This window comes from Streptomyces rectiviolaceus, from assembly GCF_039533825.1.
GTDB lineage: Bacteria > Actinomycetota > Actinomycetes > Streptomycetales > Streptomycetaceae > Streptomyces > Streptomyces rectiviolaceus.
Map to the genome: position 1 here is coordinate 1 of NZ_BAAAUG010000237.1, position 8,262 is coordinate 8,262.

The window sequence follows — 8,262 nt, forward strand, 5'->3', positions numbered from 1 at the left end:
ACTCGTGGCGAAATCAGCGACCGGAGCGACTGAGGACCGCGCATACGCTGCCCAGCGAAACACGCCGGACCGGGAAGGCGGCCGTTGCGGCACAACACGCACGATCGGGTCGCCTCCTACGTGCGGGCGAGGTCATCCGCCCAAGGCGCCACGGGGTGGGCCGGAGCCAATGACAGTGGCTCCAACCTCTTCGCCGTGACTTTAGCTGGGCGCTATGCCATCCGTACGCGATGCGTACGGTGAATGAGCGTCATCGGTACGGTTGGTGGGATAGGGTGCCAGTCAGGAGGTGCCCTTTGTCCGAGTTGTTCGACCGGATCGATGCGCTGGTCGCGTCCCGAGCCCCGCTGCCGCCGCCGGAGGAGCGCAAGCGGCTGCGCCAAGCTCACGGCCTGACGCTGGACGAGGTGGCCGGCGCTCTGGGCGTGCGGCGGGCGACCGTCAGCGGCTGGGAGTCCAGCAAGAAGCCCACCGAGCCGCGCGGCCCGGAGCGCGAGGCGTACGCACGACTGCTGGACCAGCTCGCAGAGCTCTACCCCGCCCCCACCAACGCGGCCGAACCCGGCCCGGACGCGGCGGTGCCCGAGACCTTGGCCGGCCCCCCGGTACCGGATGTTGCAACCACATCCGCAGACACGAGCACCCAGACCGGCGGCCCCACTACTCGTTCGGCCCCGGCGGCCGCGCCGCGTCCCACAAACACGGCCAGGCCGTCGTCGACGTCGAATCGGACGGGCGCCAAGAAGGCCGCCCCGGCGCATACCCCTGCGGGCCTCGATCCGCGCTTTGAGAACGGCCCGCTCGCGGTCATCGACGTCATCGACGGGCACGTGTCGGCGTACTGCTTCGGTGGCCTGGTCCTAGACGTGCCCGCGAAATCGCTCCCAGCCCTGGTCGACTGGACACTGCAGGAAGCCAGGCTCGGGGCGCCGAAGCTGGCCGGACCGGGCAAGGATGCCGATCCATTGCTCGTGCTCACCGAGGCCGCACTGGAGCGCTACGGACTGCCCCTCAGCCTTACGGACGAGGAGCGGATCGCCGGGCGGATCCCGGAGGGCCACAAGGTCATCAAACAACTGGCGCGCGCCAAATGGCAGTTGACCAAGCGCGGGTTCGGTCCGTGGGCGCGGATCTACCGCCCGGCGCAGGGCTCACAACGCTCCTGCGTCCAGCTGTGCATCCCGTCGTGGAACGCGCTGGACACCCGCCACTGGGGCCGGGCCGGGCAGCTGCCGCCTGCGGAACTGGCCCAACTCCTGGGCACGTACTCGACTCGGGTCATGACGCCGCGCGGGTCGGCTGCCGTCACCGGCCTGGAGCTGATGACTGCCCTGCACCCGCCGACCCGAGCCTCCGAGCCCGACGCGGACGGTAAGCGGCACTCCGAGCACAACCCGGGCTCACTGGGGGCGGACTCAGTGGACTGCGCGCCGTGCGAGGCCCCGGACGGGCACCCGTTGCTCGCCGGCCTGCCCCGCTTCCACGTCCGCGGCCCGGACCAGAAGCTGTTCGAGGAGGCCTACGACTGGGCGCGGCCGCTCACCGACGACGAGTGCATGCACGCGAACCTGGTGGGCCTCGACGTCAACATGGCCTTCGCGGCCGGAGCCAACGGCCTGGTCGTCGGCCTCGGCGCACCGACGCACGTGAAGGCGCCGGTGTTCGATGCGAAGCTGCCCGGCTCCTGGCTGGTCGATCTGAGTCACATCGACCTGTCGAGGGTGAAGGTGGGCAAGGAGCAGGTCGAGCTGGACGCCAGCCTGCTGCCCAGCCCGTTCACGCCGAAGGGCGAGCGCCCGCAGGGACCGGCCTGGTACGCGACGCCCACCGTGGCGTATGCGGTGGAGCTGGGCTACACGGTGGAGCCGGTCGAGGCCTGGGTGCGGTACGACAACGGCCGCTACCTGGACGGCTGGTACAACCGGCTGCGCGACGCCTACCTGGCCACCATGGCCGACCTCGGGGTGAGCGCCAACGCCTCGCCGGAGGAGTTCCTGGCGGCGATGGACGGCTACCGGCAGCGCGACCCGGAGTTGGCGATTGTCGTGTCCGCGGTCAAGGCGACCGTGAAGGGCGGCCTGGGCAAGCTGCGCGAGCGGCCGCGTGGCGAGGGCTGGAAGCCCGGCCAGCCGTGGCGGGCCCTGTCCCGGCCCACCTGGCGCCCCGACATCCGCGCGGCCGTCATTTCCCGCACGCGGATCAACCTCCACCGCAAGGTGGTCAAGCACGCGGCGTTCACCGGGCAGTACCCGGTCGCGATCCTCTCCGACTGCGTCGTATACGCGGTTGACGGCGAGTCCCCGCTGGACTTCCTGCCCTACCGCGAGGGCAAGCCGCTGCCCGGCGGTTTCAAGCTCGGTGTGAACCCTGGCCTGGTCAAGTGGGAGGGCACCCAGAGCGTCCTGTGGGGCGAGGGGGTGCGGGAGCAGTTCGATGCCCCGGAGCTCAACCTCGCCCGGTACATCAAGGACGGCACTGTCACCGACCAGGACAACGGGGAGTAGACGATGAGCATGTTCGGAGACGGTCTGGACCAAGCGGTACAGAAGGCATTCACCCGCCCGATCCCCAAGTCGGCGGGCGCGCAGATGCGGTACCTGGTCAAGCAACTCAAGGGCACCAAGGCGGTCGCCCAGATGCTGCGGATCTCCCAACGCACCGTGGAGCGGTACGTGAAGGACCAGATCAAGAAGCCTCGCGCGGATCTCGCTTCCCGGCTGCGGGGCGAGGTCGAGAAGCGGTGGCAGCCGCAGATCAGGGCCAGGGCCCGGATGAAGGCGGCGACGACGGACGGCATCGTCATCGATACCCGGGCCCGGCTCGGGTACACCGCGCCGATCGGGACGACTGACGAGGCCCGGATGCGGGACCTGACCGTCGCCCTGCCCCCTCGGTTTGCCGCCCGCCTCTTCGAGGCCCAGCAGCAGGGAGCAGGCGAGGGCCGGCTGCGGGAGATCGCCGCCGATGCACTCAGGGAGGTGTACTTCCAGGACGGCGGGCGCCGCGCCGGCTCCCTGGAAGAGGTCCGCTTCACCGACGTCGAGCGCCTGGAGTTCGACCTGTAGAGGCCGTGCCCCTCACAGCCCGCGAGTGCTGGGCCTGGATTGGATCAGGGGGTAGCTGCCGTGCTCGGCGGCCGTCGGCATGGTCGGGGCAGCAGCGACTGCCATGGTGAACGCAGTTGAAGCGTTGGCGTCCTGGACTTCCTCTGGAGGCCTGCTCGACCTGCGCTGGACGTCTGCTTCAGGGGGCGTCCGTGCAGCGTGCGGCGTGGGCGCCGTGCCGTCATAGTCGCTACGGGGCGCGGTCGTAGCCCTATGACCGTGCGGAGTTGCTGGTTCTTCGGTGTCCTGGGTGGGTGTGCTGCGCATCGGCTGATGCCGAAGGTGCCTGGAACCAATGGCTCCGTCGCCGCTGTCGAGCGATTGCGAGGCGATTCGACCCATGAGGTGCATCATGGACGACCTGATCGTTCGGGATCCCATCCCCGCGGACGCGCGGGACACGCATATGTCCTTCCCGCAGGGGCGCGGATGGCCCCACCAGCCGCTGGGCCGGGTGACCCTTGACGACGGTCGGTCGGCGTGGGCTGTCACCGGGCACGCGCTGGCGCGTGAACTGCTCGCCGACTCTCGTCTGTCCTGCGACCGTGCGCAACCCGGATTTCCGGCGCTCAGCGAGCAGTTCGCCGAGGTCCGGGCGCGGGGGGTGCCGCTGGTCTCCTTCGACGACCCGGAGCTCAATGCTCAGCGGCGGCTGCTGATCCCGCACTTCACGCTGCAGCGGAACGCGTCGATGCGACCGCGCATCCAGCGGATCGTGGACCAGCTGCTCGACTCGATGGAGCGGCAGGGTCCGCCGGCGGAGCTGGTCTCCGCCTTCGCCCTGCCGATGCCCTCGATGATGATCTGCGCGTTGCTGGATGTGCCCGACAGTGATCACAAGACCTTCGAGGGGTGCTCCGAACTCGAGCAGTACATGGGCGAGTTGATCGACCACAAGCGGCGCGAGCCGGGCGAGGGACTGCTCGACGATCTGATGCACCTGGACACCCCGGCCGGCCCCTTGAGCAGGGATGAACTGATCGCGCTGTCGGGGATGCTGCTGGCGGCGCATGAGACGACCGCCGGCATGATCTCGCTCGGGGCGTTCACGCTGCTGCGTCATCCCGAGCAGCTGACGGCGCTGCAGGCCAAGGACACGACCATGGACGTCGTGGCGGAGGAACTCCTGCGGCAGCTGCCGGTGCCGGACGGGATGCTGCGGGTCGCTGTCGAGGACATCGCGGTGGCGGGCCACACGATCCGTTCCGGCGAGGGCATCATCTTGCTCGGTGTTCATCAGTGCCTGGGCCAGAAACTCGCGCGCGTGGAACTCGAGATCGCTCTTGGGTGTCTGTTCGAACGGCTTCCGGGGCTGCGGCTTGCGGTCCCTGCAGAGGAGATACGTTGCAAGCCCGCGACCTCGACGGTCCAGGGCTTGGTCGAGCTTCCGGTTGCGTGGTGAGCAAGGTGAAGATCGAGGTAGACGTAGACCGCTGTGTCGGCGCGGGTATGTGCGCTCTGACAGCACCGACTGTGTTCACGCAGGACGACGACGGGTTCAGTGTGGTGCTTCCCGGCCAGGACGCGTCGGCCGAGGTGCATCCGATGGTGAAGGAAGCGGTACGGGCCTGTCCCGTCAGCGCGGTGTCGCTCCTGCACGAGGACTGACCCCCCTCACTGACGGGCTCTCGACGGGGTTCGCGCTGGGGTCATCTCGGAAGCGTTATGCCCATTTCTTCCATCGTCGCGGAGGGCGGGCCGCCTTCTGAGCGCTCGGTCTTGTACCCCTTGACGCACGGCTTGAGGGTACGGGGATCCACTGCTTCGGCAGGGGCGCCGGTGGCATAGAGGCCCTCTGGCTGGCTGTCGCGGTCGTGGGGCAGCAGCCAGAACACGCGGCGGCGGAAGGTGCCGGATGCGCGTGATGCTTTGGCGGTGGGGCCGAGCACGGCGTAGCCGACCATGCGTCCGTCGCGGTGGTAGGCGGGTTTCCCCTTGCGCGTGGGCAGGCGGTCCAGGCTCTGGCGGATGTAGTCGAGCCGGTCGATGTCTTCGAGCCAGACGAAGGTGGTCTCGTGGCTGATCTCGTCCTCAGTGATCAGGGAGCTCATGCGGTGGCGTCCCTTTCCTGGTCGGTGAGCAGTCCGATACCGGGGTAGTGCTTGCGCTGGTTCGACAGGATCATCTCCTTGGGCGAAGCCAGGCCCACGAGTTCGCGTGTGCGGGCGGCGAAGGCTCGTGAGGACATGACCGGTGCCCCTTCATTCTGGCACCACCCCTTGTAGGCCGCGTAGAGGGAGGTCTGTTCCGCGCGCAGCTCCGGTCCGAGTACACAGGCTTCCTCGTAGAAGCGGCCTGTGTGGTCCTCGGTCTCCGCGTAGGCGGTGGTGGCGATGCGGACGCGTTCGGGGCCCGTGAGGTCGCGGTCACCCGCGAGGTAGCGGCCTGCGCCGTCGATGAGCCAGCCGAGGATGCCTGCGCCTTCTTCGGTGACGAGGATGTCGGCGAGGTTGTCGATCTTCCGGTCGTCCGAGACGACGCGTTCGAAGGGGATCATCCGCATTCGGCGCCAGAACGCGAAGCCGCCGGTGCCCACTTCTGGGCGGTGGTTTCCCAGCAGCCAGAGCTTGTGGGTGGGCTCGAAGCTGAAGAAGTCCTGGCGCATGCGGCGGGCTTTGATCCGGTCGCCGCCGGTGAGGAGTTTGACGCGGGCTTCGTCGAATTTGTCGCCGGGTTTGACCTCTGAGCAGACGATGACGCGGCGTCCGTGGAGTTCGGCGAGGTCGGTGGGGTGGCCTTCGTAGGGGCGGGCCATGAGGAAGCCGGGTGGTGCGGCATCGGCGTAGTCGCCCAGGATCTTCATGAGGACATCGAGCAGGACAGATTTGCCGTTCTTGCCCGACCCGAAGAGGAACGGGAGGATCTGTCCGCCGACGTCGCCGGTGACCGAATAACCGAGCAACACCTGGAGGTAGTCGATCATTTCGAGGCCTTCGGTGTCGTCGCCGAAGGTGTCGGTCAAGAACCTCTGCCAGCGCGGGGTGGCTTGTGACCGTGGGCCGACCGAGGTGGAACGTGAGTGAAAGTCCTTGTTGGGGTCCGGGCTCTTGCTCAGGCCGGTGCGCAGGTCGATGATGCCGTCCGGCGTGCACAGTGCGTAGGGATCGGCGTCCAGCCGGGCGGCGTTGAGCACCATGCCCGGGGCGGACTTGGCCTGGCTGAGCATGGCGTTGATGCCGGTTGTCGACAGTGCGCGCCGACGGTGGCTCTGCAGGGCGGTGGTGGTGAAGAGGCCGCGGGGGTCATGGGAGGCGATGGCCTCGGCGAGGTCGCCCGCTGCCCACTGGACGCTGTCGTCCTCGTCGATCTGCCAGCGGGTGGTGTCCCACCGGTACCAGCCGATGCCGGGAACGTGCCGGTAGTCGTTGGCGTACAGCTTGACGAACAGCTTGGCGTTGCCTCGGTCGGAGAGAGTGTCGGGCAGGAGACCGTTTGCGGTCGCTGCGCTGTTCGGGGCCGGGGGAGTGGAGGCCCGTGCGGGGGCGGGGACTGCTGCACTGCCCTGGGCGCGGATCTGGGCGGCGACGGCTTCCGGATTGAACTCGAAGAGTGTTTCTGGCCTGGGGGAGGTCACGGTTGCCGCCCGCTGTCGTGGAGGGGCCGCTCGGTTCCTGCGGCGAGGCCGCTGCGGATGATGGCGTCGATGCGCTGCTCCTGTCCGGGGCGTGCCTGGACGGCTGTGTCCCTCAGGCACTCCTCGGCTTCCTGTTGGGTGAGCCGGCCCGCGGCCAGGAGGCCACCGATGGTGTAGGCGGCTCGGTTGAGCGTGTCGGAGAATCCGGCGCCTTCGGCGAGCCGGCCGCACGCCTGGACAGGGGCGAGGATCCCGGCGAGCAGCGGGGAGTTGGCTCCGGTGCCTGCGGCGGCGACGGCCTGCCGGGCCCGTGGGGGGACCAGTCTGGGCGCGGGGATGTCGGGGGGCAGGTGCCCGGTGCGTTCGAGTTCGTGCGCCAGCCAGGACGGGAGCGGCGCGGGGTCTCTGACCGTGCCGAGCGGGGTGTAGGAACCGTTGGGGATGCGGGTGCCGGGCGCGACGATGTAGCTGCCGTGTGCCCGGATGTCGACCTGCCAGGCCAGAGCTCGGCCGGTGCTGGAGCCGACGGAGGACTGCCAGCGGCGGTCGGAGCGATACCAGACGTGCATGCCCCCCGAAGGGGTGCGGACGCGCAGCGTGGAGGTGTCCTTGTCGGGGCTTGTGGCGCCGCGCAGCGCCGCCAGGACCCCGAGCGTGTGAAAGCCGTTGGCCAAGCCGGTGAGGTCGACCTGGTCGCCGATGGGGATGCCCGGCAGGATGCGGTCGCGCGCGGGCGGTTCAGCGGCGTGGGCGTCGATGTCGATGACGATCAGGCCGGCCGGGCCGCAGGACACCCCGATGCCGAAGTCCGGGTGTGCTGCCCACCATTGTTTGATGCGGTCGTGGTCCAGCGTTGCCGCGTGGAAGCTGTGACACCAACGGCCCAGTGGCAAACAGGGGCACTGGGCGGGTGTGTGTGAACTCGTGCGGCAGTCGGGGCAGTTGCCTGCGGGCGTCTTGCGGCCGGGAGAGAGCGGGAGCACAGGCCAGCCGCGGCGGACACACCAGAGTGCGGCAGCCCGCGGCAGGTCGGCGACTGAGGATTGAACCGTGAGCTGCCGTGAGTCGCCGCGTGGAAACCGCAGCTCAGAAGACATCCTCTTCCCCTATCAGCGACCGAAGCGACTCAACGAAGGACAAAGACTAGCGAATGTCTTCGCTGAGGCGGTGGAAGGCAGGGCGCAAAGGAGTTGGCGCTGTGGCGGGAGGGCCGGCTGAGGGCGGACGGTCAGGTGTTGCAGGAGGGCCACCCGGGCGGGGCGGCGATCGAGCCCTTCTGCGGGGAGGGTTCGGTCGCCGGACAGCGACCCTAGCGACCGAACCGCTCTTCTATACGTTCCCTCAGCAGGAGTCGTCTCCTGCTCCAGCGGAAGTCGAGCGTGCGGTCTGCCGGGAGCGACTGACGCAGCGAGCCAGCGACTGAAGGGCGTTCGGTCGCTGGCCGACGGCTGGGAAAGTTCCTCCAGGTCAGAGACGGTATTTCCAACCCAACAGCGACTGAAGCGACTGAAGGCTTCTATATATGACACACACGCACACTCACAGATGGACTCATATATAGGGAAGTTCGGTCGCTTCAGTCGC

General features: G+C 68.6%; 7 protein-coding genes. 4 read left to right on the forward strand and 3 right to left on the reverse strand.

Annotated features, from left to right (window positions below; translation table 11 throughout):
- Nucleotides 1-296: 296 nt before the first annotated feature.
- From tap to ABD378_RS43135, 4 genes are all read left to right on the forward strand, one after another.
- On the forward strand, nt 297-2,504 hold the full coding sequence (tap, locus tag ABD378_RS43120; protein WP_344530836.1) for a telomere-associated protein Tap: 2,208 nt from the start codon (nt 297-299) through the stop codon (nt 2,502-2,504).
- Nucleotides 2,505-2,507: 3 nt separating this feature from the next.
- A complete protein-coding gene (tpg, locus tag ABD378_RS43125; RefSeq protein ID WP_344530838.1) occupies nt 2,508-3,065 on the forward strand; it encodes a telomere-protecting terminal protein Tpg in 558 nt (185 codons plus the stop codon).
- A 391-nt stretch (nt 3,066-3,456) separates the two neighbouring features.
- A complete protein-coding gene (locus ABD378_RS43130) occupies nt 3,457-4,506 on the forward strand; it encodes a cytochrome P450 (protein WP_425583981.1) in 1,050 nt (349 codons plus the stop codon).
- A 5-nt stretch (nt 4,507-4,511) separates the two neighbouring features.
- Entirely contained in the window at nt 4,512-4,712 is a 201-nt protein-coding gene (locus tag ABD378_RS43135; RefSeq protein ID WP_386542710.1) for a ferredoxin, read from the forward strand.
- A gap of 41 nt (nt 4,713-4,753) precedes the next feature.
- Here ABD378_RS43135 and ABD378_RS43140 read toward each other — a convergent pair whose 3' ends face one another.
- Genes ABD378_RS43140 through ABD378_RS43150 form a run of 3 tightly spaced genes read right to left on the reverse strand, consistent with a single transcriptional unit; the run spans nt 4,754 to nt 7,775 of the window.
- Nucleotides 4,754-5,155 carry a DUF6009 family protein gene (locus ABD378_RS43140; protein WP_344530842.1) on the reverse strand — a complete coding sequence of 134 codons (402 nt, stop codon included), beginning with the start codon at nt 5,153-5,155 and terminating at the stop codon, nt 4,754-4,756.
- Complete coding sequence (locus tag ABD378_RS43145; RefSeq protein ID WP_344530844.1) at nt 5,152-6,678, reverse strand: DNA primase family protein; 1,527 nt, start codon at nt 6,676-6,678, stop codon at nt 5,152-5,154. The genes ABD378_RS43140 and ABD378_RS43145 overlap by 4 nt, the downstream gene beginning before the upstream one ends.
- Complete coding sequence (locus ABD378_RS43150) at nt 6,675-7,775, reverse strand: bifunctional DNA primase/polymerase (protein WP_344530846.1); 1,101 nt, start codon at nt 7,773-7,775, stop codon at nt 6,675-6,677. The genes ABD378_RS43145 and ABD378_RS43150 overlap by 4 nt, the downstream gene beginning before the upstream one ends.
- Nucleotides 7,776-8,262: the final 487 nt, after the last annotated feature.

Excerpts from the sequence above, each read along its gene's own strand:
- ABD378_RS43140 (WP_344530842.1), bottom strand. The coding sequence starts at position 5,155 with ATGAGCTCCCTGATCACTGAGGACGAGATCAGCCACGAGACCACCTTC.
- ABD378_RS43150 (WP_344530846.1), bottom strand. The coding sequence starts at position 7,775 with ATGTCTTCTGAGCTGCGGTTTCCACGCGGCGACTCACGGCAGCTCACG.
- ABD378_RS43130 (WP_425583981.1), top strand. The coding sequence starts at position 3,457 with ATGGACGACCTGATCGTTCGGGATCCCATCCCCGCGGACGCGCGGGAC.
- tpg (WP_344530838.1), top strand. The coding sequence starts at position 2,508 with ATGAGCATGTTCGGAGACGGTCTGGACCAAGCGGTACAGAAGGCATTC.